Consider the following 25,383-nt stretch of genomic DNA (forward strand, 5'->3'; position numbering starts at 1 on the left):
GGCCGGCTTATGGCGCGATCCGTCATTTCAATCAAGAAACGGCCATATTCGTGTCAACGCCAGTCCGCCAGGCGCGTTTGAACAGGCAGGCACCGCATTTCGACGGTGCCGCACAAGATCAACCGTTCAAGGAGAACTTCCATGATCAACAAGCTCGTCGCTCTTGCCATCGCCGCTGCCTTCTCTTCCGTCGCCCTGGCTGAAGCCCCCGCCGCAGCCCCGGCTGCCGACGCCGCCGCCGCTCCGGCTGCTGCCCCGGCTCCCGCCAAGAAGGCCCCGGCCAAGAAGAAGCACAAGAAGGTTGCTGCGAAGAAGGCTGAAGCCGCTGCTCCGGCTGCCGCTCCCGCCGAAGCTGCCAAGTAAGACAGCTTGTGCCGCGGGTTTTGCGGGAGATCCTCCCGGCAGAACCCGCAGGAAGAACAAAGGCCCGTCCATTCGACGGGCCTTTGTTTTTTGTACTGCAGGCGGCCACCCGCAGGTAGCCGCCACCGGGCGGGCCGCAGCCCGCCGGCAAGCCAGCCTCTTACAGGTTGGCTTCGATGAAGGCAGCCAGCTGGGACTTGGACAGCGCACCAACCTTGGTCGCCACGACCTGGCCTTCCTTGAACAGCATCAGCGTCGGAATGCCGCGCACGCCGTACTGGCTGGGCACCTGCTGGTTCTCGTCGATGTTGATCTTGGCGATGTCCAGGCGGTCAGCAAAGGTCACGGCCGCGTCGTCCAGCGCCGGAGCGATCATTTTGCAGGGGCCGCACCATTCGGCCCAGTAATCGACCAGGACCGGCTTTGCCGACTGCAGAACATCGGCTTCGAAGGAAGAATCGGTAACGTGCTTGATTGCGTCGCTCATGCTGTACTCCGTTGAAGAGGGGGAACCGGTGTCTTGAACCGGAAGGCCCCCAGTCTATTGTTCGCGTTTTATTGATTCAACAGGCAAAACCCGAATTGATCATTCAAAATACCGAACAATGAACAAGCTACAAGCCATGGAAGTCTTCGTGCGCGTCGTCGAAAGCGGCGGGATTACACGCGCCGCCGACAGCCTGCGCCTACCCAAGGCAACGGCGACGACGCTGATCCAGAAGCTGGAAGCGACTCTCGGCGTCAAGTTGCTCAACCGCACGACGCGCCAGATCAGCGTGACGCCGGACGGCGCGGCCTACTACGAGCGCTGCGTGGCGATCCTCGCCGCCGTGCGCGAGACCGAGGAATCCCTGGCCCAGCGCCACGCCACGCCGAGCGGGCAGCTGCGCGTCAACGTGCCGACGCTGATCGCGCGCTCGGTGATCGTGCCGGCGCTGCCCGGCTTCTTCGAGCGCTATCCGGAGATCGAGCTGGAACTGGGCTGCAGCGAACGCCGCGCCGATCTGATCGAGGAAGGCATAGACTGCGCACTGTGGACCGGCGAACTGGAGGATTCCAGCCTCGTCGCGCGGCGCATCGGCGAACTCTACTTCGCCACCTGCGCGGCACCGTCCTACCTGACCCGCCACGGCACGCCGCGCCATCCGGACGAGCTGACGCAACACCGCTGCATCAACCACTTCCTGCCGCGCACCGGCAAGATCATCGACTGGGTCTTCGCCAAGGGCAGCCAGCGCATCCAGGTGTCCCTCGACGGCCATATCGCCCTCGACGACGAGAACAGCTACGTGGCCGCCGCCGAGGCCGGACTGGGCATCGCGCAGATCCCGGCCTTCGTGCTGAAGGACGCGATGGAGCGCGGCAGCCTGGAACTGGTGATGGCCGACTGGTTTCCGGAGCCGGTACCGCTCAACCTGGTCTATCCGCAGAACCGCCACCTGTCGGGCAAGATCCGCGTCTTCGTGGACTGGATCGCCGAACTCTTCGGCGAGCACGACGGCATCCAGCTGCGCTCCACGCTGCGCCGGCCCTGAAACGGCGGGGAACGCGACTGCCGGCGCCCGCCACGCAGCGGGCCGTCCTTCCCGCCTCAGTTCTCCAGCGACAACACCGCGGCGCCCTGCAACTCGCCGCGGCGCAGACGCTCCAGCGCCGTGTTGGCCGCCTCCAGCGGAAACACCGTCACCGCCGTCTTGACCGGGATGCGCGGCGCCAGTTCGAGGAATTCGATCCCGTCCTGGCGGGTCAGGTTGGCCACCGAGCGGATGACCCGTTCGCCCCACAGGTCGGCATACGGAAAGCCTGGGATGTCGCTCATGTGGATGCCGGCGCACACCAGCCGGCCGCCCTTTTCCAGGTGGCGCAGTGCCGCCGGCACCAGCGGCCCGGCCGGCGCGAAGATCAGCGCCGAATCCAGCGGCTCCGGCGGCATCTGGCCGGCATCGCCGACCCAGCTGGCGCCGAGCTGGCGTGCGAAGGCCTGGCTCTCCGTATCGCCGGGGCGGGTAAAGGCGTAGAAGCGGTGCCCTTGGTGGCGGACCACCTGGGCGATGATGTGGGCCGCCGCGCCGAAGCCGTAGATGCCGACCCGCTCGGTGTCGCCGGCCAGGCGCAGCGCCCGATAGCCGATCAGCCCGGCGCACAGCAGCGGCGCCAGGTCGGTGGGGGCCGGCAAAGCGGCCGTGTCGGCCAGCGGGAAGCAGTAGCGGGCATCGGCCACGGTGTAGTCGGCGTAGCCGCCGTCGATCTGGTAGCCGGTGAAGCGCGCCGCGTCGCACAGATTCTCCCGGCCGCTGGTGCAGTAGCGGCAGGTGCCGCAGGTCCACCCCAACCACGGCACGCCAACCCTCTGGCCCGCCTTGAAGCCCGCCACGCCGTCGCCGGTCAGCACCACCCGGCCGACGATCTCGTGGCCCGGCACGATGGGCAAGCGCGGCTCCGGCAATTCGCCGTCGATCAGGTGCAAATCCGTACGGCACACGCCGCAGGCTTCCACGCGGATCAGGATCTGCCCCGGGCCGGGACGCGGCACCGGGCGGCTCTCCAGGCGCAGCGCCTCGCCGGGACGGTGCAGGACCATCGCACGCATCGTGGCGGGAAGGGTGACGGAGAGGGGTTCGGTCATCGCGATGGCCTCCGGTTCATGAAGGGGATAAGACGGACAAGGACGGGGCAAGCACGCTGCTCACGGCGGTTGCCGCATCGCCAGCCGGCGGCGGAGCACGTACTTCCGGACCTCCTCCACCGCCAGCATGCTGGCCGCCCACGGCAGCAGGTCCAGCCACACCGGCCACGGCAACGGCGCGGTGCCGAACAGCGCGTTGCCCCACGGCGTGTAGGCGATCAGCGCCAGCAGGCCGATCTCCAGCGCCACGCCCCACAGGATCAGCGGATTGCCACCGAGCCCGGTGGCCCACGCCGAGCGGACCGCGCTGCGGCACAGGAAGACGTTGACGACCTGCAGCAGCACGATGGTCGCCAGGCTGGCGGTGGTGGCCTGGCGGTATAGCAGGCTGCCGGCCGGCAGCTCGGCGCCGTAGGTCCACCCACCGCGGTACAGCACCTGAAGGAACACCGCCAGCACCGCTGCCGCCTCGAACAGGCCAAGGAACAGGTAGGCGCGCAGCGCCACCGCCAGGTTCAGCAGACGCTCCTGGCGGGCACGTGGCGGCCGCTGCATCAGCAGCGGATCGCCGCGCTCGACGCCGAGGCCCAGCGCGGTCAGCGAGTCGGTGCCCATGTCCACCGCCAGCGCCTGCACCGGCGTCAGCGGCAGCGGGATACGGAACAGCGCGAAGGCCAGCGTCGGCACCAGCTCGGCGACGTTGTGCACCAGCACGTAGGTGAGGAACTTGCGGATGTTCTGGAACACCGCGCGGCCTTCCTCGATGGCGTTCACGATGCTCGCGAAGTGGTCGTCAAGCAGCACCATGTCGGCGGCCTCCTTGGCCACGTCGGTGCCGCTGCGCCCCATGGCGATGCCGATGTGGGCGGCGCGCAGGGCCGGCGCGTCATTGACGCCGTCGCCGGTCACCGCCACCACCTGGCCCTTGGCCTTCAGGGCCTCGACGATGCGCAGCTTCTGGTCCGCGGCGACGCGGGCGAACAGGATCTCCGGCGCGTCGAGGGCCAGCTGCAGCTGGGCCCGGTGCAAGCGGCGCAGCTCGGCGCCGGTGATCACCCGCGGCGCATCGCCGCGCACCAGGCCGATGCGCCGCGCGATGGCCAGGCCGGTGGACGGATGGTCGCCGGTCACCATGATCACCTTGATGCCCGCCGCGTGGCAGGTGGCGATGGCGCTGTCCACGTCGGCCCGCGGCGGATCGGCGATGCCGGCCAGGCCGGCAAAGACGAGCTGGCTCTCCATCTCGTCCCGCAGGCAATCCGTCGGCGGCCGGCGGAAGGCCAGTGCGATGACCCGCAGGCCGTCACCGGCCAGGGTCTCCTGGGCACGCTGGATGGCGGCGCGGACGGTGTCGTCGAGGGGCTGCTCGCCCGCGGCCCTGTGGATCATCGAACAGCGCGGCAGCACGCTTTCCAACGCCCCCTTGCACACCAGCAGGCGGCCGTCCGGCGCATCGAACAGCACCGACTGGCGCATGCGCTCCGAGTCGAAAGGCCATTCGTCGCTGCGCGGCGGCGCGGCGGGCGGCGGCGCGTGGCGCTCGGCGAACTCGGCCAGCGCGACCTCCAGCGGATCGCCGCTGAAGACCGGCACACCGGCGCCGCGGCTTTCGCCCAGATCGTTGCACCAGCGCGCAACACGGAAGAACGGCGCATGCTCGGCCACCTGGCCCGGCGTCAGCGCATCCAGCGGCACGATCTGCCCGCCGAGGTACAGGCGCTCGACGCACATGCGGTTCTCGGTGAGGGTGCCGGTCTTGTCGGTGCAGATCACCGTCACCGAGCCCAGCGTCTCCACCGACGGCAGGTGGCGGATCAGCACGTTGCGGCGCGCCAGGCGCTGGGCGGCCAGCACCAGCGCCAGGGTCAGCGTCGGCAGCAGGCCCTCCGGCACCAGCGCAATGATGATGCCGAGGGACAGGATGGTGTCGCGCCAGAAGGGCACGCCGGTGACCTGCCCGACCGCGAAGAAGGCGCCGCCCATGGTCAGCGCCAAAAACGCGATGCTGCGACTGAGGCGGGCGATCTCCCGGCGCAGCGGCGAATCCCCACCGGCGCCGGACTGGGTCAGGTGGGCGATGCGCCCGAACTCGGTGTGCGCGCCGGTCGCATAGACCACCGCCCGCCCCTGCCCGGCCACCACTGCGGTACCGGCCAGCAGGATGTTGCGCGCATCGAAGGCCTGCTCCTCGGCGGACGGCGCCGGCTCGCAGCTCCGCGGACGTGACTCGCCAGTCACCGTGGCGCGGTTGAGGCGCAGGCCGAAGGCTTCTATCAGGCGGCAGTCGGCCGGCACGTTGTCACCCTGGGCCAGCTGGATCACATCGCCGGGCACCAGGCTTTCGGCCGGTTCGCGGGCGGGCTGCCCGCCGCGCAGCACATCGACCTGCTGCGGCAAGAGGCCCTGCAGCGCGGCCAGCGTGCGCTCGACACGCAGCTCCTGCCAGAAGGAGAACATCCCCGACACCAGGATCACCAGCACCACCGCCCAGCCGACGCGGGCCATGCCCTGGCTCGGGTCGAACCAGTCGGCCAGAAAGGCCAGGCCGGCGGCGACCCACAGGATGATCGAGAACAGGTGCGTGAATTCCTTCAGCAGGCGCAGCCAGGCCGGCTCCGTCGCCAGTGGCTCGACCCGGTTCGGACCGTACTCGGCCCGCCGCAGCGCCGCCTCGGCCGCGTCCAGCCCCTGCGCCGAACTGCGCACGCTGGCGAGGGCATCGGAAACGGACAGTTGATGGATCTTCATCGCAGGCGCACCGGGGGGGAGCGGACCAGCGCCTACTTTACGACTGGCCGCACGCGGCCGATACGACCTGCGTCAACACCGCGAGGCCTGGCGTGGGGCATATTCCGGGGTTGCGTGAATTTCCGACAAATACGCAGAAAATGCTAAAGGTGTCAGCTTCGTTGCCGAAAAAGCGCCGGGCAATGCGCTTGCGGCCGGTATGCCGGCTGTAGATTCCTGTAGGGGACAGGGATTCGCCACGCAGCGACAGGCATGCCGACAACATAGAAAGAACAACACGATGCTTGCACGAATGAGTCTGCGTCAGAAGCTGCTGACGCTCGGGGCGGTGGCCATCGTGGCCCTCGTCATCGCGGTACTGACCGGCCTGGTGGGCATCCGCGAAGGCGTCAGCGGCGTCAAGGAGCTCGGCCGCAAACGCCTGCCGTCGGTGATCGCCATCCAGGGCCTGCGGGAGGTGCAGGTCGCGCTCAAGTCGAGCACCTACGAAGCGGCACTGTGGGAAAGCGATCCGGATGCCCAGGACCAGTTCGAGGCCATCGCCCGCGACAAGCAGGCCCTGTGGGCCAACGTCGAGGGGGTCTGGAAGCGCTACGAGGCGATTCCCCGCTCGGCCGAGGAAGAAGCCCTGTGGCAGGCCTTCGTGACGGAGTGGACGGCCTGGAAGAAGGTGGACCAGGACATCATCGAGCTGATCCGTGCCCTGGCCGCCAATCACGACGCGGCACGCCAGAAGGAACTGTTCCAGAAGTATTACCTGCTCGGCGGCGCCCAGCGCAAACCCTACCTGGCCGCCGAGAAGAACCTGATGCAGCTGGTGGACATCAACGCCCGCAATGTCGCCAGCCAGACCGAATCGGCCGAACAGGCCACCGAACTGGCCCAGCAGGGCATGCTCGCGGTCGGCGTTGGAGCAACGCTGGCCGTGCTGGTACTCGGCGCGCTGGTCGCCATCAGCATCCTGCGCCAGATGGGCGGTGAGCCCGCCTACGCTGCCGAAATCGCCCGCCGCATCTCCGAGGGACAGCTGGGCGTGGACGTGCAGATCGGCCGCGACGACCGCAGCAGCCTGCTGTTCGCGATCAAGACCATGCGCGACCGGCTGGCCGGCATCCTGCGCGAGATCGAGGAATGCAGTCGCCACATGGGCCAGTCGGCCTACCAGATCTCCAAGATCTCCAACGAGATCTCGGGCGTCAGCCGCCAGCAGGGCAGCCGCTCCGACGAAGTGTCCGGCGCCATGCTGCAGCTGCACCAGATCTCCGCCGAGGTGCGCAGCCAGGCCAGCGAGGCCGCCGAGCGCGCGTCGGTGGTCGAAGCCCTGTCCCGCGATGGACTGGCCAGCGTGCGCCAGAACATCAGCTCGATGCAGCAGACCACGGCGCAGGTCAGTCGCGCCGCCGGCGAGATCCTCGAACTGGAAGAGTCCGCCCGCCAGATCCACTCCATCGTCAACACGATCAAGGACATCGCCGGGCAAACCAATCTGCTGGCCCTCAATGCCGCCATCGAGGCCGCCCGCGCCGGCGAGCAGGGACGCGGCTTCGCCGTCGTTGCCGACGAGGTGCGCAAGCTGGCCGAACGCACCACCACGTCGGCCAGCGAAGTCGGCCTGATCATCGACCAGCTGTCCACCAAGGTGCAGCAAGTGTCGGGAACGATGAACGAGGTCGTCCAGCAAGTGGACCTGACCCAGGACGAAGCCCACAAGACCAGCGGCTCCATCGAGGGCATGGCCAGCAATGCGGTGGACTCGGCGCAAGCGATCCAGGGCATCGCATCGTCCAGCCACCAGCAGCTCGACCGCTTCTCGCTGCTCGAATCGACCACCGAGACCCTCTTCTCGACGCTGCGCGAGAGCGCCACCAAGGTGGACACCACGGCCGCCATCGGTGAAGACCTGCGCGACGTGACGAGCCGGCTGACCGACATCATGGCCGGCTTCAGCTTCGCCAGCGGCACCCAGATCCTGCCGGTCGAGAACGAGCAGCGCCGCACACCGCGCGCGCGCCACGGCTTGCTGGTCAAGGTCGAACAGGGCGGCGTCCGCCAGGAGGGCGTCTGTGCCGATTTCTCGCTCGGCGGCCTGCGCCTCAGCCTGAGTCAGGCCGTGGATGCGCAGCAGCCGGTCAGCCTCGGCCTCTTCGTGCCCGACGACAACCTGGAGCGCTACGCCAGCCAGGCACCGGTGCGCCTCACCGGGCGCATCGTGCGCAGCACCAGGGATGGCGCGAAGCACGAGTACGGCATCGAATTCACCGGAGTCGGCGAAGCGGAACGCAGCACCATCCGCCGCTGTTTCGAATTCTTCAAGAAGAACGCCAGTTTCTGAATCCGGCCCGCCCGCGCGGGCAATTACAAAGCAAACAAGGGAGTGTCATGTTTCTAGACGGATTGCAGCGCAAGCTGCAGACGGGCCTGTGCCTGCTGGGCGTTCTTGCCGCCCACGGCGCTGTGGCTGAAATGGTGGTGATCGTCGGCAAGGGCGGCCCCGATGCGATGACCAAGGAGCAGGTCGCCGACGTATTCCTCGGCAAGGCTGGCAGCCTGCCCGGCGGCGCTGCCGCCGCACCGCAGGACCAGCCCGAGGCGAGCCCGCTGCGCGACGAGTTCTACACCAAGATGACCGGCAAGTCCGCCGCCCAGGCCAAGGCCTACTGGTCCAAGCTGGCCTTCACCGGCAAGGGCACGCCGCCCCCCGAGGCGGCCAACAGCGCGGCGGTCAAGAAGGCCGTCGCGGCCGCCCCCGGCGGCATCGGCTACGTCGAGAAGGCCGCTGCCGACGCCACCGTCAAGGTCGTCCTGACCGTCCACTGAGGCCGCGCCGCGTCCCTTACCGAATTCGCATCTGGAGGTTCCATGTCTTTCCGCAACATCCCCTGCGCCGCGGCCCTGTCCGTGGCGGCACTGCTGTGCGCAAGCGCGCCGGCGTCGGCCGTCGAAGTGGGCGGCGTCGATTTCGCCGGCTCCGGCTTCATGACCCTCGGCCTCGGCCACATGCTGGGCGGCACCCCGGGTACCGTCAGCGATTTCAAGAAACCGGTCTTCGTTTCCGACTACGCCCAGGGCGGCGTCTATGAGGGCAAGGGCGGCGTGCAATGGAAGCCCGACTCCAAGGTCGGCGTGCAGGGCGTCGCCACCTTCCCCGACCGGCGCTTCTCGGTCACCGGCCAGCTGGTCTCCCGCGGCGCCCGCGAAGGGGCCATCAACCTCGAATGGCTGTACGCCAGCTTCAAGGTGAACGACAGCTTCACGCTGCAGGCCGGCCGCAAGCGCATCCCGATGTTCTACTACTCGGACACCCAGGACATCGGCGTGGCCCTGCCGTGGACCCACCTGCCGCCGCAGCTGTACGGCTGGGAAGCGGTCAACTACAACGGCATGAACCTGGCCTACCGCGGCCAGTGGAGCGGCTGGGACGCCAACGCCAACCTGCTCGCCGGCTACGAGGCCAAGGACCGCAGCGGCTACTGGAAGGTCTACCGCGGCCGCAACAACCGCACCGACGTGCGCTGGGACAACATCGTCGGCGGCGACCTGACCCTCACCAAGGACTGGTTCGAGACGCGCCTCGTCTATCTGCAGTCCAAGGTCCGCCAGAAGAACGTCAGCGGCTCCCTCGACGCTGATCCGAGCTCGCCGACCTTCGGCAGCTACATCGACGCCGATACGTCCTTCAGCTCGCCGGCCGGCAAGCAGCAGATCTACGGCGTGAGCTTCAACGTGGACTATGAGAACGTGCTGGTGCGCAGCGAGTTCATCCGCATCGCCCACAACGACGTGATGGGCTACACCGACCGCGCGCAGATCCTCGGCGTCGGCTACCGCCTCGGCAAGTGGACGCCGATGGTCACCGTGTCCAACTACCGCAGCCAGGCCGACATCTCCGCCGGCGCCGACCCGGACGGCCAGGAAGCCCACCGCACCGAGTCCCTCACGCTGCGCTACGACCTGACCACGTCCAGCGCCGTCAAGGTGCAGCTCGACTTCCAGAAGGACCGCAGCGGCCCCAACTACACCGTGGACGGCTTCAACCGCTTCGGCAACGCGCGCCTGCTGACCGCGACCTACGACGTAGTGTTCTGATCGGACCCGCGTGAAGACATGGCGCACCGGCGGACGGCACGCGCAGCCGGTCACCGCGCAGGGCTGCCATCGCAGCCCGACTCGTGTGCGTGAAGGGTGCTGAGCGCCGCTAACGGCCGATGCGCTTGAGGGTGTCCTGCGCCGCGTCCGCCGTCGGGCCGCCGAGCTCGACGGCGCGCTGGGCGGCCTTGCGGGCTTCGACGGGACGCTTCAGCTCGAGCAGCACGTTGGCCAGGTTGTTCCACGCGGCGGCCGCGTCGTGGCGTTTGGCCGCATCGCGGAAGGCGGCTTCCGCCCCGCGCAGGTTGCCGGCCTGGTACTGGCTGTTGCCAAGGCCCATCGCCAGCGTCAGGCTGTCCGGCCAGCGGCCCAGCGCGGCCCGATAGGCCGGCACCGCGCGCCCTGTCGGCGCCGCTTTCTCGAAAGCCACCAGCGCACGCGTCGTCAGCGCCTCGTCGGCCGTCACCGCAAGCTGGCCCGGCGGTACCACGACGAAGGCCCATTTGCCGGCCCGCTCCCAGGTCAGCTCGAAGGTGCGGAAAGGCATCACCTGGCGCTCCATCGGGCCGGAGCGCAGCAGGAAGGATTCGTCGTCCAGGTCGTAGCCGATCACCACCGCGTAATGCCAGGTCGGCGCCCACGACAGGCCCAGGTTGAGCAGCACGACCACCGGATGTCCGGCCGCCGTCTCGCGCATCAGCGCCTCCAGCGTGCCGGGGATCTCCACCGCCAGCGCACCATGGCGCCGTGCGCCGGACAGCATCTCGATCTGCAGCGAACCCTGCCGCCCCGGCAGGAAGACCTGCCCGGCCAGCGCCTGCGGCGTGGCGCCGAAGCCATTGGCTCCCAGCACCATCGCCAGCGCCGCCGGCCCGCACTGGTAATCCTCCTGCGCGTAATACGGCACCGCCGACAACTCGACCCGCGGCGGCACCCCGGTCGGCCGCGCCGCCCGCAACGCCGCCGTCTGCGCCGCGCAACCGCTCAGCCCGAGCACAGCCAGCGCACCGGCCGCGCCAATCAAACGCCGCCGCTTATCAAGAAAAAGAGACTTACTCATAGGTTCGACCTTGGCGAAGAAATCGTAGCGAGCGCTCCGAGGTCGCAACGAGGAGCGCAGCCGTACATGAGTACGGCGAGCACCGGAATTGCGAGATCGGAGTGCGCAGTAGATTTATTCGCTAAGGTCAGCGGACGGAGCGGGTGAAGGGGAAGACCTTGGTTAGGCCGAGGATGTCGGTCACCAGCAGCAGCAGGAACAGGAAGATGATCACCTCGATGAAACCGCCGGCCGGCGCCTTGTCCATCTGCGTGGCGAGGCGGCTGGCGTCCTCGTCGGTCAGCGCGGCAACGCGCTCGCGGGCATCGGCCGCCTTGACGCCCATGCTTTCCAGGCGGGCCTGCACGTCGGCACGGTCGAGCAGTTCATTCAGGTGGGCGCGGGCTTCGGCGCCGCTGCGGGTCGTGCCCTGACTGGCCTGGGCGACCTGTTCGGTACCGATCATGGTGGCCTGCGCCGTCTGCACGAAGGCCACATGCGTGGTGCTGACGATAAGCAGCGCGGCAAGAGTCTGCTTGAAGCGTGTCATTGTGGTTCTCCTCGGGATCATGGAAGGCCCGCACGGGGGACGATGCTTCATGCTGGCAGGCCGGTCCACGCTTCTTCAAGGTCGATCCTGTAACAACACATTTTGGGTAGTGGCATCGCTCACAGGCTGGCCCGCCCCCGCGCGATGGCCTCGACGATGCCGCGGCGGGCCCGCGCACGGCGCAGCAGGTTGGCGGCCTCCCCTTCCCGCTCCAGCCATTCGCGGAAGCGCCTGAGGCCGAGCCGCACGGCGCCTTCCTCGACGCAGTGGGACAGCAGCACGAGCTGAGTCTGCATCACATCCTCGGCAGCGAACACGCCGAACTCGGAAGCCACCGCCACCGCATTGCTGGTGCCGAGCAGCTTGAGGGCCTGGGATTCGGTAACACCTCGGTGGCAGGCGATCACGTGTACCGGGCCGACAGAGTCCGCTTCCGCCAACAACGCAGCGTAGTCATGGTCCTGGTAGAAGGGTTGGCCGACCCGCTCCCGCGCCGCCGCTACGCCCAGCGCCGCCGGAATCGCCTCCACACGCAGCAGCAGGCGGGCCGGTGCCAGCCCAGGCAGGCCCAGGTCGGACAGCACGACGCCGTCCTCCGCCACGTCGCCGTCCAGCGCCTCGACGAGGGCGGTGCGCATCTCCTTCGCCCGGCCCGGCAGATCGAGGCGCGCCCAGTCCAGCGCCGCGCCCTGGTCGACGCGCCGACCGGCGGGCCGCGCACCGCGCTTGGCCAGCTCGACGGCCCGCTGCAGGACCAGGCGCAGCGCGGCGTCGAACAGCGCGTCGCGATCCGCCACACGCGTGTGGATCAGGCGCCGGGCGGTGACGTACTGCTGAAACACCTTGTCACGATGTTCCACCGCCGGGAAGGCCGGCTCCAGTGAAATCACCGACACCACGTCGCGCCGATGAGTGAGGGCTTCCTGCAGTTCGGCGTGGCAGATGCCGATTTCGCTACCGCGGTCAGCGCTGCCGGCCTCGCCGGTGTAGAGCACCAGCACGATGTCGGCCTTGGCGATCTCCTCCAGAGAACCTTCGAGGATGGTCTTGCCGGCCGGCTCGGGGTCGTCCTCGTGGATCCACACCTCGAAGGGTTGATGCTCGCCAATGCGGATGCCTTCGATACGCGCCTTGAGCTCCTTGCGCAGGTCGGTGAGCAATTCGCCGCCGAACACGGGCGACAGGGCACGGCTGGAGAACATCACGCGGAGACGGGGAACAGCGGCCATCGACGGGCTCCTCGGACGGGCGGGCAATCACGATACCACTGTGTCATGCCGGCGGCCCCTCCGGTTCAGCGGCGGGCGGCCACCGTGTTCCCGTCACCGCCGTTGTTGAGGACCATGCGCACCAGCTCCGCCACCGTGCCGATACCCAGCTTTTCGCGGATATGGCAGCGATGCACCTCGACGGTCTTTTTGCTGATGCCCAGTTCCTCGCCGATCTGCCGGCTCGACATGCCGTCCATCAGCAGGTCGAGGACTTCCCGCTCCCGCGGCGATAGCATCGCCAGGTGGTGGTTGATCGAGCGCACGTGGCGCTGCTGGCGGTGGCGTTCGGCGGCGTCGTTCACCGCATCCTGCACGCGTTCCAGCAGGGCCTGGTCGGAAAACGGCTTCTCGATGAAGTCGAAGGCGCCAGCCCGCATCGCCCGCACCGACATCGGGATGGTGCCGTGGCCGGTGAGGAACAGGATGGGCAGCGCCGGGTTGTCGATGCGCAGCACCTCCTGCAGCTCGAAGCCGCCCATCAGCGGCATGCGGATATCGAGTAGCAGACAGCCGGGCAGGTTCGGGTCGTAGCCATCGAGGAAATCGCGGCCGTGGCGGAACACCCGTACCGGATGGCCGACGGATTCCAGCAGCCAGCGCAGGGACTCGCGCACACCGTCATCGTCATCCACCACGTAGACGGTGGGCAGGGCGGGAGGATGGGCGAGGGGGCTAGACATGGGCGTCTCCGCTGGCGAGGGGCAGGTTGAAGTGGAACTTGGCCCCGCCGCCGCCGCCCTGGGTGGCCCACAGGTGGCCGTCGTGGGAGTCGACGATGGAACGGCAGAGCGAAAGACCGATACCGAGGCCTTCCTTCTTGGTGGTAAAGAAAGCGTCGAAGATGCGATCCGGGTTGGCCCGCGGCAGGCCGTGGCCGCGGTCTTCGATGGACACGTTGACGGTGCCGGCGGCGGTCAGGTGGGTGGCGATGGTGAGCTGGCGCAGCTCCTGCGGCGTGTCGGACATGGCCTCGATGCCGTTGCGGGCGATGTTGGCGATGACCTGCTCGATCAGCACCCAGTCGCAATCCACCAGCGCCGGCTCGCGCAGCAGGCGGTAGCGCACGCGGATGCGCCGGGAACGTGCCTCGATCTCGATGAAGGGAGCGATCTCCTCGATGATCGTACGGATGTCCACGGTCTCCCGGTGGTAGCTGCTCTTGCGCGTGAAGTTGCGCACCGTGCGGATGATGCGGCCGGCCCGCTCGGCCTGGCTCCTGGTGTTCTCCAGCACCTCCAGCAGCGCATCGCCGTCGAGCCGGCCGGCCTGGGCGCGGCGCACCGCGCCGCCGACGAAATTCATGATCGCGAAGAAGGGCTGGTTGAGCTCGTGGGCCAGCGCCGAGGCCATTTCGCCGGTGGTGGACAGGCGGGCCATGTGGCTCAGCTCCAGGTCGCGCTGGCGCACACGCTCCTCAGCCTCGATGCGGCTGGTCACGTCGCGGAAGGTGACCAGCAGGCCGCCGACGCAGTCGTCCTCCAGCAGGTTTACGCAGCTGCCTTCATGGGTCCGCCAGCTGCCGTCCCGATGCTGGATACGGCAACGGAAGCTCGCTTCGCCGCCCTCGCTGCGGGCCAGCGCCTCCAGCTGACCGGCCAGGCGCGCCGCGTCATCCTGTTCGATGCGCGAGAAGATGCTGCGCCCGCGCACCTCCCGTTCGCGAAAGCCGAGCACCTTGCGGATCGAGGGACCGACCCAGCGCACCACGCCGCAGCGGTCGAGGATCGCGATGCCGTCACTGATGTTGGCGATCAGGCGCCGGTAATAGGCTTCCCGCGCCACCAGGCGCTCCTCGGCCTGCTTGCGGTCGCGGATATCGCGCACCAGCGCGATCACCCGAGGATGGCCGTCGGTGATGATGCGCTTGAGGTTGACCTCGGTCGGCAGCTCGCTGCCGTCGGGCTGGCGCAGCCACCATTCGAAGATCTGCGGCCCTTCGTCCACCGCACGATGTATGTGCGTCAATGCACCAAGTCCGTCACAGCCGCGGTCCCGCGCGCTGATGTCACCGACCCGCATCTTGCGCAGCAGCGGCACCGGAAAGCCGGTAATGCGCGCCGCCATCCGGTTGGCGTCGAGGATCGCGCCGCTCGCCTCGTCATGGATGAAGATCGCGTCGTTGGCGTGATCGAAGACGTCCTGGTAGTTCGTCGCCACGTGCATGTCATGCCTCCCCCGCGGCCTTTGCTTAGCGCCGCTAAGAACTAATACCTATCTGCTTAAGTGCGTCACCGGATTTTCCGCGCACACCCCCGTCGATAACCTTGCTAGCACGTTCCGGGCCGTTGCGAGCGGCGCCGACGACGAGGCCGGACCTGTCGAGGTTCGCCCTGAATATCAAAATTACAGTGTAAATCGAATTGAAAAATTCACCATAAACATCGAAGGCTCGCGGGCCCCGCCCACCCCGCAACCTCCGGACGACGCAAGCCCCTACTTAGCAAGGAGTCCTTTCATGAGCACCCGCAGCACGCCACACCAGTCGGTCGTCGTCACCACCTACACCCGCGGCATCGTCGGGCCGGGCAACGAGATGCTCGGCCCGGTAGCCGACGGTGGCACCATCCGCGTCGGCACGCCGCCGGGCTGCTGGGGGCCGATGATCACCCCCAAGTTCCAGGGCGGCCATGAAGTCTCCCAGCCGGTCGCAGTGGACGGCGCCGAGGTCGGCGACGCGGTGGCGATCCACATCAAGGCGATGGAGGTCACCTCCCTCGCCACCTCCTCCGGCGTGATGGCCTTCGTGGACGGCCGCTACCTCGGCGATCCCTTCGTCGCCAAGCTGTGCCCCAGCTGCGGCACTGTCAGCCCGCCCAGCCACATCGAGGGCATCGGCGACGATGCTGTGCATTGCGACGTGTGCGGTGCCGAGGTGAATGCCTTCCGCTTCACCAACGGCTACGTGATCGTCCTCGACAAGGACAACAAGGTCTCGCTGACGGTGGACCACGCCGCCGCCGGGCGCCTCGCCGCCCAGGCCCGCGAGAACGCCGCGCTGCCCGCCAACGCCGAGCAACACTCGATCCTGTCCCTGGCCCGCACCGACATCGTCGGCCTGGCGGCGCACATGCAACCCTTCCTCGGCAACATCGGCACCACCCCGTCCAAGGACCTGCCGGATTCCCACAACGCCGGCGACTTCGGCGCCTTCCTGGTGGATGCGCCCCACGCCTACGCGATGACGCAGGCCGAGCTGGACGCCCACAAGACCGACGGCCACATGGACACCAACTCGGTCCGTGCCGGGGCGATCCTGATCTGCCCGGTCAAGGTGCCCGGCGCCGGCATCTACATGGGCGACATGCATGCCCAGCAGGGCAACGGCGAAGTGGCCGGCCACGCCACCGACGTGTCCGGCGTGACCGAAGTACGGGTCGAGGTGATCAAGGGCCTCGCCATCGACGGCCCAATCCTGCTCCAGCGCCCCGACGACCTGCCGCCGATGGCCCGCCCGATGAACGCCGGGCAGCGCGCCGCCGTGAAAGCGCTGGCCGAGCGCTTCGGCCAGACCGCCATCGAGGAGAACGGCCCGATCACCTTCATCGGCACCGGCCGCAACCTCAACGACGCCACCCACAACGGCGTTGACCGCGCCGCCCGCCTCACCGGCCTGTCACCGGACGAGATCCTCAACCGCGCCACCATCACCGGCTCCATCGAGATCAGCCGCCTGCCCGGCGTGGTGCGGGTCACCTTCCTGTGCCCGCTGCCCATCCTCGACCGCCTCGGCATCGGCGACCTGGTCCGCGCCCAGTACGGCCTCGACAACTGAATCCTTCCCTCTCCAACCACACCAAGGAGTCATCCGATGAATGCACCCTCCGAACTGAAGTGGGCCGCCAAGTATCCCGACCTGGGGACCGGCCCGATCCCCGTCGAACCCTGCATCTCCCCCGAGTTCTTCGAGGAGGAACGCAAGAAGGTCTTCATGAAGAGCTGGCTGAAGGTCGGCCGCGTCGAGGAGATCGCCAACCCCGGCGACTACAAGGTCAAGAAGCTGGCCTTCGCCAAGACCTCGGTGATCCTCATCCGCGGCAAGGACGGCCAGGTCCGCGGCTATCACAACACCTGTTCGCACCGCGGCAACAAGGTCATCGTCGAGAGCGGCGAGGAAACTTTCGGCCGCAACAAGGCCGCCGTCGTCACCTGCCGCTTCCACGGCTGGGTCTATAACGCCGAAGGCAAGCTGGTGCAGGTGCCCGAGGAGAACAAGTTCCACGCCTGCTTCGAGAAGGAGAAGAACGCCCTCACCCCGGTGCATACCGACGTGTGGGAAGGCTTCATCTTCGTGAACCTCGACCCGGCTGAAAAAGTTGTCCCGCTGAAGGACTTCCTCGACGGCATCGGCACCCACCTGGCCGGCTTCCCCTACGGCGAGCTGTCCCATTGCTTCAGCTACCACACCTACCTGGACTGCAACTGGAAGGTCGCCCACGACGCCTTCGCCGAGGCCTACCACGTGGCCACCATCCACGCCGGCTCCTTCCCCAACGTGTTCTCGTCCGGCCTGCAGAACGTCGAGCTGTACGGCCCGCACCGCACCACGGCGATCTGCCTGTCCCTGAAGAACGACCCGACGCCGGTGGCGAAGATCGCCAACGCGCTGGTCACCGGCTCGCTGGTGGCCCGCCGCGGCGCCTCCATGCTGCCGCCGACCGTCAATCCGGACCGCCGCGAGGACTTCTCCTTCGAACTGTCGGTGCTCTTCCCCAACCTGCTGCTGCACGTCTCGGAAGGCATCTGGTTCACCCACCAGTTCTGGCCCATCGCCCACAACAAGACCCTGTGGGAAGGCAAGTACTACGTCCGTCCGCCCAAGACCAACAGCCAGCGCTGGGCGCTGGAACACGCCCAGGCCCTGCAGCGCAACGCCTGGCTGGAAGACACCGCGACGATGGAAGACACCCAGACCGCCCTGGAATCCGGCGCCAAGCAGTGGATGCACCTGCAGGACGACGAAATCCTGATCCGCCACGGCTACCACGCCCTGGAAGCCTACATGCACGCCGAATGAGGAATACCGCCATGACCACCACCGCCCTGCCCAAGTCCTTCGAAGTCCTCGAACCGCTGGTCACCACCTGGGCCCTGCCCACCCAGAACGCCCGCCAGCAGCGCCGCATCCATTCCTCCCGCGGCGAGCTGCGGGCCTTCTACGAAGCCATGCTGCCGCGCATCGAGGACATCGTCGAATACGTGGACCGCTACCCCCTCGGCGAGCTGCCGCCGGACGCCGACCGCCTGTTCAACCTGGCCCTGTCGCTGGCCGAAGTCGCGCCCCACATCGAGCTGTACGGCGGCGACCCGAAGGTGCCGCACAGCTTCGACGAGAGCCGCTTCGTCGCCGACCACGGCGAACTGGCGGGCTGAACATGGACGCCGCCGCCCTCGCCGCCCGCCTGACCCGCCTCGAGGACATCGAGGCGATCCGCAACGTGGTGGCCACCTACGCCCTCGGCGCCGACCGCAACAACGACCCGGCGATCTTCGGCCCGCTGTTCGCCGACGAGGCCGTGTGGGAATGCGCCGGCTTCGGGCGCTACGAGGGGGCGGAAAACATCACCCGCGAACTGGCCCGCATCGGCCGCGAAGACATCCGCTGGTCGCTGCACTACATGGTCTCGCCGCTCATCGAACCGGCACCGGACGGGCGGCGCGCCCGCTGCCGCTGGTACCTGTGGGAACTGGCCCGCGTCGCCGCCGGCGAAATGCAGCCCGCCGCCCACTGGATCGGCGGCACCTACGACACCCAACTTGAAAAAGGCCCGGACGGCTGGCGCTTCACCCACGTCAGCCTCGACCTGAAGCTCCTCAGCCCGCACACGGAAGGCTGGCACACCCTGCCACCGGCGGCCTGAACCCCATATCGACGAAAGAGGACACGCACATGCGCAAGATTTCATTGATCGGCGGCGGCCAGGCCGGCCTGCTGCTCGGCTTCGCCCTGCTCGACAAGGGCTACGCCGTCACCGTCTACACCGACCGGACGGCGGAACAGGTGCTCAACAGCCGCATCCCCAGCACCGCCTTCCTGTTCGACAGCTCCCTGGCCACCGAGCGGGCCCTCGGCCTCAACTTCTGGGAAGATCTGGTGCCCTTCGGCGAAGGCATGCACGTGGATTTCCGCGGGCCGGACGGCCGCATCGGCCTCACCGTGCAGGGCCGCCTCGGCAACCTGCAAGGCCAGGCCCTCGACCAGCGCACCAAGTTCTCCCGCTGGCTGCAGGAATTCCCGCGCCGTGGCGGCAAGCTGGTGATCCAGGCCGTGTCGGTGGCCGACCTGGAGAAGATCGCCGCCGAATCCGACCTGACCATGGTGGCCGCCGGCAAGGGCCAGATCAACGCCTTCTTCGCCCGCGACGACGAGCGCAGCGAGCACCTCAGCCCGCCGCGCAACCTGGCCGCGCTGCTGCTCACCGGCCCCAAGATGCTCGGCGACCGGCCGTGGAAGCGGGTGCCCTTCCGTCCCCTGCGCTTCAACTTCGTGGCCGGCGTCGGCGAGTTCTTCTCGCTGCCCTTCTACACCCACACCAAGGGCGAGTGCCGCAGCTTCCTGTTCGAAGCCATCCCCGACGGCCCGATGGACCGCTTCCAGGACGCCAGGGACGGCAAGGAGCTGCTGGAAATCGCCCGCCAGGTGATCGCCGAATTCGCCCCCGACGACCTCCACCACCTGGACGGTGCCGAACTGACCGACGCCGACGCCTGGCTGAAGGGCGCATTCACCCCCACCGTGCGCAAGCCGGTCGGCCGCCTGCCTTCCGGCGGGCTGGTGATGGCCATCGGCGACACCGCGGTGCTCAACGACCCGATCGCCGGCCAGGGCTCCAACAACGCCGCGCGCATGGTCCGCCACCTGGTGTCGCGCATCCAGGCCCGCGGCAACAGCGCCTTCGACGCGGCATGGATGGAAGACACCTTCGAGACGTTCTGGGCCGAATCGGCGATGTACACCACCGCCTTCACCAACGCCCTGCTCAAGCCGCCCGGCGCGCCGGTGATGGAAGTGCTCGGCGCCGCCTCGCAGCACCCGCCGGTAGGCGATGCCTTCATGCGCTGCTTCGACAACCCGCGCAACTACTGGCCGTGGATCGCCGACCTGGACGAAGCCCGCCGCTTCGTCGCCGAAAGGACGGTGCCCTGTGCCGCCTGATTCCGCTCCCCGCTGGGACGGCGAGCTGGACGCCGCCGACCCGTCCGGCCTGCGCCGGGCCCTCGGCAGCTTCGCCACCGGCGTCACGGTGATCACCACCCTGGCCGACGGCGGCCGGTCGGTGGGCGTCACTGCCAGCTCCTTCAACACCGTGTCCCTCGACCCGCCGCTGATCCTGTGGAGCCTGTCGCGCCAGTCGCCCAACCTGGACGCCTTCCGCAGCGGCAGTCACTTCGCGGTGAACGTACTGGCCGACGGTCAGCTCGACCTGTGCCAGCGCTTCGGCCGCCCTGGTCCGGACAAGTTCGCCGGCCTCATCACCCAGCCCGGCGCCGGTGGCGCCCCGCTGCTGGCCGGTGCGGTGGCCCAGTTCGAGTGCCAGCGCGAAGCCGTCCATCCCGGCGGCGACCACCTGATCCTGATCGGCCGCGTGCTGCGCTACCGCTGGAACAGCCGCAACCCGCTGCTGTTCTGTCAGGGCCGTCTCGGCCCCGCGCCACAGTCCGCACCGCTCCCCGAACCGGCTCTCGCCGGCTGACCGGACAAACAGAAAGGAACCCCCAATGAGAGGACTCAAGGACAAGGTGGCGATCGTCAGCGGCGGCGCCACCCTGATCGGCGCGGCGGTCGCCCGCGCCTTCGTCGCCGCCGGCGCACGGGTCGTCATCGCCGACATCGACCGGGCCGGCGGCGACCGGCTGGCCGCCGAGCTCGGCGACGCGGCGCGCTTCGTCGCCACCGACGTGGCCCGCGACGCCGACATCGAAGCCTGCGTGGCGACGACTGTGCAGGCTTTCGGACGCCTCGACTGCCTGGTCAACGTGGCCGCCGTATATGCCGACCAAGGCCCCGCCTCGCCGCGCAGCGACTGGGAGAAGGCCTTCGCGGTGAATCTCTTCGGCGCCGTCGGCTTCCTGCGCGCCGCCCGCCCGCAGCTGCAAAACGGCGGCGCGGTGGTGAACTTCGGCTCCACCAGCGCCGGCGTGGCCCAGGCCGGGCGCTGGACCTACCCGGCCAGCAAGGCCGCAGTCCTGCAATTCACCCGCAGCGCAGCGCTGGACCTGGCACCGGAGGGCATCCGCGTGAACGCCGTGTCGCCGGGCTGGACCTGGTCCGGCATCCTCGACCAGATCTCCGGCGGCGACCGCGACAAGGTGGAGCAGGTCGCCCGCCCCTTCCACATGCTCGGCCGCATCGGCGACCCCGCCGAAGTGGCCGACGCAGTGCTCTTCCTGTGCTCCGACCACGCCCGCTTCATCACCGGCACCAACCTGGCGGTGGATGGCGGCTACGCCGCCCTCGGCCCCGAGCAAGCCCTTTCCCCCATCACGGAGCTGCTGTCATGACCCCCGCCCCGACCCGCCCCCGCTGGCGCCGCCACTGTATTCCCGCCGCCGGCGCGGCCCTCCTCGCCGTCGCGCTGCCCGCCCACGCCACCAATGGCACGATGCCCCACGGCTACGGCATCAAGGCCCAGGGCATGGGCGGCGCGTCCATCGCCCTGCCCCAGGACGCGCTGGCCGCCGCCAACAACCCAGCGGGCATGGCCTTCGTCGGCAACCGCCTCGATCTCGGTCTGGCCGTGGTGATGCCCAAGCCGGCGTCCACCTTCGGCGGCACCAACTTCGACGGCGACGGCGTCAAGGCCATCCCGATCCCCGAATTCGGCTACAACCACATGCTCGACGACCACCAGTCGGTCGGCGTGTCGGTCTACGGCAACGGCGTGACGACCCAGTACGACACCTCCATCGTCGGCGGCCCCGGCAGCGGCAAGGACGCCGCCAAGCTGATGCAGGTCATCGTCGCCCCCACCTACGCGCTACGCCTCAGCCCCGGCCAGGCGGTCGGCGTATCCCTCGACCTGGCCTATCAGCGCTTCCGTGTAGACGGCGTGCCCGACGGCCTCGGCCAGGAAGGCCAGGGCACCGAAAGCTCGATGGGCGCCGGCTTCAAGTTGGGCTGGACCGGCCAGGTCAGCGAGCAGATCACCCTCGGCGCCATGTACGCGGCGCGCATGCACATGGGCAAGCTGAAGGCCTACCGCAACCTGCTCGCCCATTCCGGCGAGTTCGACGTGCCCGAGCGCTACGGCGTCGGCGTCGCCTGGCGGCCGCGCGACGGCATCGTGATCGCCGCCGACCTGATGCGCGTGAACTGGGGCGACATCGACTCCCTCGCCAATGCGCTCACCGCCCCGCAGCCCGGCTTCGGCTGGCGCAGCCAGACCATCTCGCGGATCGGCGCGTCCTGGCAGGCCACCCCCGCACTGACCCTGCGCACCGGCTACAGCCACGGCACGCAGATCGTCGGCAAGGAGAATGCGACCCTCGACTACCTCGCCCCGGTCACCCCCCAGGACCACGCCACCCTCGGCGCGACCTGGGCGATGGACGCCAGCCACGAACTGTCGCTGGTCTATACGCGGGTCTTCGGCGAGGAAGTGCGCGGTACCGGCCCAAGCGCCGGTGTGAACGTCCGCATGTCCCAGCAATGGCTCGGCGCCGCCTGGGCCTGGAAGTGGTAGGCCGCTGAATCCGACACGACTCCGGGCCGCCCCGCCGGGCGGCCCCTTCAACCAGAGACGATCATCATGAAAAAACTGTGCCCCACCATCGACGTGCCGACCGGCGGCTGCCGCCGCATCGAATTGCCGGATCGCCCGCCCCTGGCGGTCTTCAATCTGGAAGGCCGTTTCTACGTCACCGACGACACCTGCACCCACGGCGATGCCTCCCTGTGCGACGGGGAGATCGACTGCGACGACGGCGTGGTGGAATGCCCCTACCATCAGGGGGCCTTCGAGATCGCCAGCGGCCGCCCCGCCGGCGCCCCGTGCTCCATCCCGCTGCGGGTCTACCGCGTCGAGGTGAAGGACGAAGCGGTGTTCGCCGCCGTGGATGAGACGGAGACCGCGCCATGCCCGTGATCACAGTGAACGACGGCGAAGCCGTCTTCGAATGCCGGGACGGAGACAACCTGCTGCGGGCCGGCCTGCGCGCCGGCGTGGGCCTGCCCTACGAGTGCGGCGTCGGCGCCTGCGGCTGCTGCCGCGGCGAGGTGGTCGAAGGACAGGTGGACGACCTGTGGCCGGACGCCCCCGGCCTGTCCGCGCGGGACCGCCGCAAGGGCCGCATGCTGGCCTGCCAGAGCCGCCCGCGAGGCGACGCCGGCCTGCGCCTGCAGCTGGATCCCCGCGCCGTGCCGGCGATCCGCCCGCAGCGGCGGACGGCACGCTTGGCTGCCGTGCGCGACGTCACCCACGACATCCGCGAGTTCGTCTTCCAGGCCGACGCGCCGGCGGATTTTCTGCCCGGCCAATACGCCTTCCTGGCCCTGCCCGGCGTCGCCCGCGAACGGGCCTATTCGATGGCCAACCTGCCCAACGGTGCCGGCGAGTGGCATTTCCGCATCCGCCGGGTAACCGGCGGCGAAGCCACCGGCACGCTGTTCGAGCAGCTGGCACCCGGCGCCACGGCGGAACTGGACGGCCCCTACGGCCTCGCCCACCTGCGCCCCGACAGCCCACGCGACATCGTCTGCATCGCCGGCGGCTCCGGGCTGGCACCGATGCTGTCGGTGGCCCGCGGCGCGGCGGCCCACCCGGCGCTGGCCGGCCGCCGGCTGGATTTCTTCTACGGCGGACGCACCCCGGCCGACCTGTGCGGCGAGGCCGAACTCGCGGCCCTGCCCGGCTACGGCATTCAACTCCGCTACCACGCCGCGGTGTCCGACCCGGCCGCTGCCCAGGCTGCACATTGGCCGGGCGCCATCGGACCGGTGCACGAACTGGTGGAACGCACCCTCGGCGAACGCATCCCCACCGCCGAGTTCTACCTGGCCGGCCCACCGCCGATGGTCGAAGCCCTGCAACAGCTGCTGCAGGTCACCCACCGGGTCGCACCGCAGCACATCCATTTCGACCGCTTCTTCTGAGCAGGCCCGCGAATGAACCTCGACAACCTGATCGGCCCGCTGGCCGGCTGCCTCAGCACCGCCGCCTTCCTGCCCCAGGCCTGGCAGATCTGGAAGAGCCGCAGCGCCCGCGACGTGTCGTGGGCGATGTACGCGGTGCTGATCGCCGGCGTGCTGCTGTGGATGATCCATGGCCTGCGCCGTGGCGACGGCGCATTGGTGGTCACCAACGGCATCATCCTGCTGCTGGCGCTGGCCATCCTGGCGATGAAGCGGCGCTTCGACGGCTGACGCGCCGCCCCCTCAACGCCGCGTGCTCATCACCCGGGCGGCCTGGTCGTACAGGCCGATGAAGTGGCTCATCACCTTGGTGGCGGCGCGCAACTGCTCGCGCAGTTGCTCCATCTCCTCGGCCGGGGCGAGCAGCAGTTCGCGCCGGTTGGCGACGAAGGCCGCCACCTCCTGGCGCCCCGCGGCGGTAACCTGATAAGTGGTGCCGCGCGCCGAGCGGTCGCTGGCCTTCTCGATGAGGCCGGCCTTGAGCAGCTTGCGCACGCTGTACTGGATGTTGGCCAGGTCGTCCCGGTTCATGAAGCGGCTGATGTCCGAGAGGCTCTTCGGGCGGTCCAGCGTGGCGACGATATGCAGGATCGTGTTGTCCTGCCCGCTGAAGGTGTAGCCGTCGGCCACGCTGGCCAGGCCCTGCTGGTTGTAGCGGCCGAAGGCCTCGCACAGGCAGATCAGCGCATGCTCGAATTCGGCAACCACCCGCTCCGCCTCCGAGGCGGCCAGGTGCCAGGAGGACTCATCGGATACGGCGGGTTGGGCGGGAGAACTCATGGGCTGCGGCGGCGCGGAAATGGGGAGCGCAGCCATTCTAGCCGCCCCCGTCCCGCCGGCGCTGCCGCTCATGGGACAATGGCGGCACCGGACACCACGGACGGTGCCCTGCCCCCACATGCAGCGAGATCCACCATGAGCGACGATCCCGACCTTGCCGACCTGCGCAAGAGCTACGAGCACGGCAGCCTCGACGACGACGAGGCCGCCGCATTTCCGCTGAACCAGTTCGCCGCTTGGCTGAAGGAGGCGCTGGACAAGGGCCTGCCGGAACCCAACGCGATGACCGTCGCGACGGTCGGCCCCGACGGGCGGCCGTCCACCCGCATCGTACTGATCAAGGGCTACGACGCGCGCGGCATCGTCTGGTACACCAATTACGCCAGCCGCAAGGGCCGCGAACTGGAGGCCCATCCCTTCGCCGCGCTGCAGTTCCACTGGGTCGAGCTGGAACGGGTGGTGCGCATCGAGGGCCGCGTCGAACGGGTGTCCGCCGAGGAGTCCGACGCCTACTTCGCCAGCCGCCCGCTGAGCCACCGCGTCGGCGCCTGGGCCTCGCCGCAGAGCGAGCCGATTGCCGGCCGCGGCGTGCTGGTCGCCCGCGCCGCCGAATATGGCCTGCGCTTCGGCCTCAACCCGCCGCGCCCGCCGCACTGGGGTGGTTTCCGGCTGGTGCCGGACTACTGGGAATTCTGGCAGGGCCGCAGCTCGCGCCTGCACGACCGCATCGCCTACCGCCTGCAGCCGGACGGCAGCTGGCACAAGGCACGGCTGGCCCCTTGAGGCGCACCA

General features: G+C 68.8%; 26 protein-coding genes. 17 read left to right on the forward strand and 9 right to left on the reverse strand.

All coding sequences use genetic code 11. The annotated features are described in order from the left end of the window. The first annotated feature begins 141 nt into the window (after positions 1 to 141). A complete protein-coding gene (locus AC3QL2_RS10200) occupies positions 142 to 363 on the forward strand; it encodes a hypothetical protein (protein WP_493233467.1) in 222 nt (73 codons plus the stop codon). A gap of 160 nt (positions 364 to 523) precedes the next feature. Here AC3QL2_RS10200 and trxA read toward each other — a convergent pair whose 3' ends face one another. Next, positions 524 to 850 carry a thioredoxin TrxA gene (gene trxA, locus AC3QL2_RS10205; RefSeq protein ID WP_481116337.1) on the reverse strand — a complete coding sequence of 109 codons (327 nt, stop codon included), beginning with the start codon at positions 848 to 850 and terminating at the stop codon, positions 524 to 526. A gap of 118 nt (positions 851 to 968) precedes the next feature. Here trxA and AC3QL2_RS10210 point away from each other — a divergent pair, with 118 nt between their 5' ends. Further along, positions 969 to 1,898 carry a LysR family transcriptional regulator gene (locus tag AC3QL2_RS10210; RefSeq protein ID WP_493233469.1) on the forward strand — a complete coding sequence of 310 codons (930 nt, stop codon included), beginning with the start codon at positions 969 to 971 and terminating at the stop codon, positions 1,896 to 1,898. 56 nt (positions 1,899 to 1,954) lie between these two features. Here the strand turns inward: AC3QL2_RS10210 and AC3QL2_RS10215 are convergent, their stop codons facing one another. Together AC3QL2_RS10215 and AC3QL2_RS10220 are read right to left on the reverse strand one after the other, a co-directional pair. Then, complete coding sequence (locus tag AC3QL2_RS10215) at positions 1,955 to 2,989, reverse strand: zinc-dependent alcohol dehydrogenase family protein (protein WP_493233471.1); 1,035 nt, start codon at positions 2,987 to 2,989, stop codon at positions 1,955 to 1,957. Between the two features lie 60 nt (positions 2,990 to 3,049). Next, positions 3,050 to 5,737 (reverse strand): cation-translocating P-type ATPase, encoded by a 2,688-nt coding sequence (locus AC3QL2_RS10220; RefSeq protein WP_493233473.1) that lies wholly within the window; start codon positions 5,735 to 5,737, stop codon positions 3,050 to 3,052. Between the two features lie 292 nt (positions 5,738 to 6,029). Between AC3QL2_RS10220 and AC3QL2_RS10225 the strand changes: the two genes are divergently transcribed. From AC3QL2_RS10225 to AC3QL2_RS10235, 3 genes are read left to right on the forward strand one after another with little or no spacing between them, the layout of a single operon-like run. Beyond that, on the forward strand, positions 6,030 to 8,069 hold the full coding sequence (locus AC3QL2_RS10225) for a methyl-accepting chemotaxis protein (protein WP_493233474.1): 2,040 nt from the start codon (positions 6,030 to 6,032) through the stop codon (positions 8,067 to 8,069). Between the two features lie 47 nt (positions 8,070 to 8,116). Then, positions 8,117 to 8,554, forward strand: a complete 438-nt coding sequence (locus AC3QL2_RS10230; RefSeq protein WP_493233476.1) for a hypothetical protein — start codon at positions 8,117 to 8,119, stop codon at positions 8,552 to 8,554. A 42-nt stretch (positions 8,555 to 8,596) separates the two neighbouring features. Then, a complete protein-coding gene (locus AC3QL2_RS10235) occupies positions 8,597 to 9,823 on the forward strand; it encodes a hypothetical protein (protein WP_493233477.1) in 1,227 nt (408 codons plus the stop codon). Positions 9,824 to 9,932: 109 nt separating this feature from the next. On the opposite strand, the gene AC3QL2_RS10240 is transcribed toward AC3QL2_RS10235, so the two are convergent. The 5 genes from AC3QL2_RS10240 to AC3QL2_RS10260 form a co-directional block, all read right to left on the reverse strand. After that, entirely contained in the window at positions 9,933 to 10,883 is a 951-nt protein-coding gene (locus tag AC3QL2_RS10240; protein WP_493233479.1) for a PA2778 family cysteine peptidase, read from the reverse strand. A gap of 127 nt (positions 10,884 to 11,010) precedes the next feature. Further along, the gene (locus tag AC3QL2_RS10245; RefSeq protein ID WP_493233481.1) at positions 11,011 to 11,412 is read right to left on the reverse strand and encodes a PA2779 family protein; all 402 of its coding nucleotides are present in this window, start codon (positions 11,410 to 11,412) and stop codon (positions 11,011 to 11,013) included. 119 nt (positions 11,413 to 11,531) lie between these two features. Beyond that, positions 11,532 to 12,641 carry a hypothetical protein gene (locus AC3QL2_RS10250; protein ID WP_493233483.1) on the reverse strand — a complete coding sequence of 370 codons (1,110 nt, stop codon included), beginning with the start codon at positions 12,639 to 12,641 and terminating at the stop codon, positions 11,532 to 11,534. Between the two features lie 65 nt (positions 12,642 to 12,706). After that, entirely contained in the window at positions 12,707 to 13,363 is a 657-nt protein-coding gene (locus AC3QL2_RS10255) for a response regulator transcription factor (RefSeq protein ID WP_493233485.1), read from the reverse strand. Beyond that, on the reverse strand, positions 13,356 to 14,846 hold the full coding sequence (locus tag AC3QL2_RS10260) for a PAS domain S-box protein (RefSeq protein WP_493233486.1): 1,491 nt from the start codon (positions 14,844 to 14,846) through the stop codon (positions 13,356 to 13,358). Before AC3QL2_RS10260 ends, AC3QL2_RS10255 begins: the two co-directional genes overlap by 8 nt. 292 nt (positions 14,847 to 15,138) lie before the next feature. Between AC3QL2_RS10260 and AC3QL2_RS10265 the strand changes: the two genes are divergently transcribed. From AC3QL2_RS10265 to AC3QL2_RS10315, 11 genes are all read left to right on the forward strand, one after another. Then, positions 15,139 to 16,455 carry an acetamidase/formamidase family protein gene (locus AC3QL2_RS10265; RefSeq protein ID WP_493233488.1) on the forward strand — a complete coding sequence of 439 codons (1,317 nt, stop codon included), beginning with the start codon at positions 15,139 to 15,141 and terminating at the stop codon, positions 16,453 to 16,455. Between the two features lie 36 nt (positions 16,456 to 16,491). Then, on the forward strand, positions 16,492 to 17,697 hold the full coding sequence (locus AC3QL2_RS10270; RefSeq protein ID WP_079435120.1) for an aromatic ring-hydroxylating oxygenase subunit alpha: 1,206 nt from the start codon (positions 16,492 to 16,494) through the stop codon (positions 17,695 to 17,697). A gap of 11 nt (positions 17,698 to 17,708) precedes the next feature. Beyond that, entirely contained in the window at positions 17,709 to 18,053 is a 345-nt protein-coding gene (locus AC3QL2_RS10275) for a hypothetical protein (RefSeq protein ID WP_493233490.1), read from the forward strand. 2 nt (positions 18,054 to 18,055) lie between these two features. Further along, the gene (locus AC3QL2_RS10280; RefSeq protein WP_493233492.1) at positions 18,056 to 18,541 is read left to right on the forward strand and encodes a nuclear transport factor 2 family protein; all 486 of its coding nucleotides are present in this window, start codon (positions 18,056 to 18,058) and stop codon (positions 18,539 to 18,541) included. 29 nt (positions 18,542 to 18,570) lie between these two features. Then, positions 18,571 to 19,836, forward strand: coding sequence for a styrene monooxygenase/indole monooxygenase family protein (locus tag AC3QL2_RS10285; RefSeq protein WP_493233494.1), 1,266 nt, complete (start codon positions 18,571 to 18,573; stop codon positions 19,834 to 19,836). Then, on the forward strand, positions 19,826 to 20,374 hold the full coding sequence (locus AC3QL2_RS10290; protein WP_493233496.1) for a flavin reductase family protein: 549 nt from the start codon (positions 19,826 to 19,828) through the stop codon (positions 20,372 to 20,374). The genes AC3QL2_RS10285 and AC3QL2_RS10290 overlap by 11 nt, the downstream gene beginning before the upstream one ends. Positions 20,375 to 20,399: 25 nt before the next feature. Beyond that, complete coding sequence (locus AC3QL2_RS10295) at positions 20,400 to 21,182, forward strand: SDR family oxidoreductase (RefSeq protein WP_493233498.1); 783 nt, start codon at positions 20,400 to 20,402, stop codon at positions 21,180 to 21,182. After that, positions 21,179 to 22,363, forward strand: coding sequence for an OmpP1/FadL family transporter (locus tag AC3QL2_RS10300; RefSeq protein WP_493233500.1), 1,185 nt, complete (start codon positions 21,179 to 21,181; stop codon positions 22,361 to 22,363). The genes AC3QL2_RS10295 and AC3QL2_RS10300 overlap by 4 nt, the downstream gene beginning before the upstream one ends. A 66-nt stretch (positions 22,364 to 22,429) precedes the next feature. Further along, positions 22,430 to 22,765 carry a non-heme iron oxygenase ferredoxin subunit gene (locus tag AC3QL2_RS10305; protein ID WP_493233502.1) on the forward strand — a complete coding sequence of 112 codons (336 nt, stop codon included), beginning with the start codon at positions 22,430 to 22,432 and terminating at the stop codon, positions 22,763 to 22,765. Then, a complete protein-coding gene (locus AC3QL2_RS10310) occupies positions 22,756 to 23,772 on the forward strand; it encodes a 2Fe-2S iron-sulfur cluster-binding protein (RefSeq protein ID WP_493233504.1) in 1,017 nt (338 codons plus the stop codon). Before AC3QL2_RS10305 ends, AC3QL2_RS10310 begins: the two co-directional genes overlap by 10 nt. A 12-nt stretch (positions 23,773 to 23,784) precedes the next feature. Then, positions 23,785 to 24,042, forward strand: coding sequence for a SemiSWEET family sugar transporter (locus AC3QL2_RS10315; RefSeq protein WP_493233506.1), 258 nt, complete (start codon positions 23,785 to 23,787; stop codon positions 24,040 to 24,042). Between the two features lie 12 nt (positions 24,043 to 24,054). On the opposite strand, the gene AC3QL2_RS10320 is transcribed toward AC3QL2_RS10315, so the two are convergent. Further along, complete coding sequence (locus tag AC3QL2_RS10320; protein ID WP_493233507.1) at positions 24,055 to 24,591, reverse strand: winged helix DNA-binding protein; 537 nt, start codon at positions 24,589 to 24,591, stop codon at positions 24,055 to 24,057. A gap of 135 nt (positions 24,592 to 24,726) precedes the next feature. On the opposite strand from AC3QL2_RS10320, the gene pdxH reads away from it, so the two are divergent. Next, positions 24,727 to 25,374, forward strand: coding sequence for a pyridoxamine 5'-phosphate oxidase (gene pdxH / locus AC3QL2_RS10325; RefSeq protein WP_493233509.1), 648 nt, complete (start codon positions 24,727 to 24,729; stop codon positions 25,372 to 25,374). Positions 25,375 to 25,383 lie beyond the last annotated feature (9 nt).

This window comes from Zoogloea sp. GW822-FHT05C07 (genome assembly GCF_058800215.1).

Coding starts and splice junctions, on each gene's coding strand:
- AC3QL2_RS10200 (WP_493233467.1), top strand. CDS start 142: ATGATCAACAAGCTCGTCGCTCTTGCCATCGCCGCTGCCTTCTCTTCC.
- AC3QL2_RS10305 (WP_493233502.1), top strand. CDS start 22,430: ATGAAAAAACTGTGCCCCACCATCGACGTGCCGACCGGCGGCTGCCGC.
- AC3QL2_RS10245 (WP_493233481.1), bottom strand. CDS start 11,412: ATGACACGCTTCAAGCAGACTCTTGCCGCGCTGCTTATCGTCAGCACC.
- AC3QL2_RS10300 (WP_493233500.1), top strand. CDS start 21,179: ATGACCCCCGCCCCGACCCGCCCCCGCTGGCGCCGCCACTGTATTCCC.
- AC3QL2_RS10230 (WP_493233476.1), top strand. CDS start 8,117: ATGTTTCTAGACGGATTGCAGCGCAAGCTGCAGACGGGCCTGTGCCTG.
- AC3QL2_RS10215 (WP_493233471.1), bottom strand. CDS start 2,989: ATGACCGAACCCCTCTCCGTCACCCTTCCCGCCACGATGCGTGCGATG.
- AC3QL2_RS10315 (WP_493233506.1), top strand. CDS start 23,785: ATGAACCTCGACAACCTGATCGGCCCGCTGGCCGGCTGCCTCAGCACC.
- AC3QL2_RS10285 (WP_493233494.1), top strand. CDS start 18,571: ATGCGCAAGATTTCATTGATCGGCGGCGGCCAGGCCGGCCTGCTGCTC.
- AC3QL2_RS10310 (WP_493233504.1), top strand. CDS start 22,756: ATGCCCGTGATCACAGTGAACGACGGCGAAGCCGTCTTCGAATGCCGG.
- AC3QL2_RS10265 (WP_493233488.1), top strand. CDS start 15,139: ATGAGCACCCGCAGCACGCCACACCAGTCGGTCGTCGTCACCACCTAC.
- AC3QL2_RS10320 (WP_493233507.1), bottom strand. CDS start 24,591: ATGAGTTCTCCCGCCCAACCCGCCGTATCCGATGAGTCCTCCTGGCAC.
- AC3QL2_RS10260 (WP_493233486.1), bottom strand. CDS start 14,846: ATGCACGTGGCGACGAACTACCAGGACGTCTTCGATCACGCCAACGAC.
- AC3QL2_RS10255 (WP_493233485.1), bottom strand. CDS start 13,363: ATGTCTAGCCCCCTCGCCCATCCTCCCGCCCTGCCCACCGTCTACGTG.
- pdxH (WP_493233509.1), top strand. CDS start 24,727: ATGAGCGACGATCCCGACCTTGCCGACCTGCGCAAGAGCTACGAGCAC.
- AC3QL2_RS10220 (WP_493233473.1), bottom strand. CDS start 5,737: ATGAAGATCCATCAACTGTCCGTTTCCGATGCCCTCGCCAGCGTGCGC.
- trxA (WP_481116337.1), bottom strand. CDS start 850: ATGAGCGACGCAATCAAGCACGTTACCGATTCTTCCTTCGAAGCCGAT.
- AC3QL2_RS10240 (WP_493233479.1), bottom strand. CDS start 10,883: ATGAGTAAGTCTCTTTTTCTTGATAAGCGGCGGCGTTTGATTGGCGCG.
- AC3QL2_RS10250 (WP_493233483.1), bottom strand. CDS start 12,641: ATGGCCGCTGTTCCCCGTCTCCGCGTGATGTTCTCCAGCCGTGCCCTG.
- AC3QL2_RS10295 (WP_493233498.1), top strand. CDS start 20,400: ATGAGAGGACTCAAGGACAAGGTGGCGATCGTCAGCGGCGGCGCCACC.
- AC3QL2_RS10280 (WP_493233492.1), top strand. CDS start 18,056: ATGGACGCCGCCGCCCTCGCCGCCCGCCTGACCCGCCTCGAGGACATC.
- AC3QL2_RS10270 (WP_079435120.1), top strand. CDS start 16,492: ATGAATGCACCCTCCGAACTGAAGTGGGCCGCCAAGTATCCCGACCTG.
- AC3QL2_RS10275 (WP_493233490.1), top strand. CDS start 17,709: ATGACCACCACCGCCCTGCCCAAGTCCTTCGAAGTCCTCGAACCGCTG.
- AC3QL2_RS10225 (WP_493233474.1), top strand. CDS start 6,030: ATGAGTCTGCGTCAGAAGCTGCTGACGCTCGGGGCGGTGGCCATCGTG.
- AC3QL2_RS10235 (WP_493233477.1), top strand. CDS start 8,597: ATGTCTTTCCGCAACATCCCCTGCGCCGCGGCCCTGTCCGTGGCGGCA.
- AC3QL2_RS10210 (WP_493233469.1), top strand. CDS start 969: ATGAACAAGCTACAAGCCATGGAAGTCTTCGTGCGCGTCGTCGAAAGC.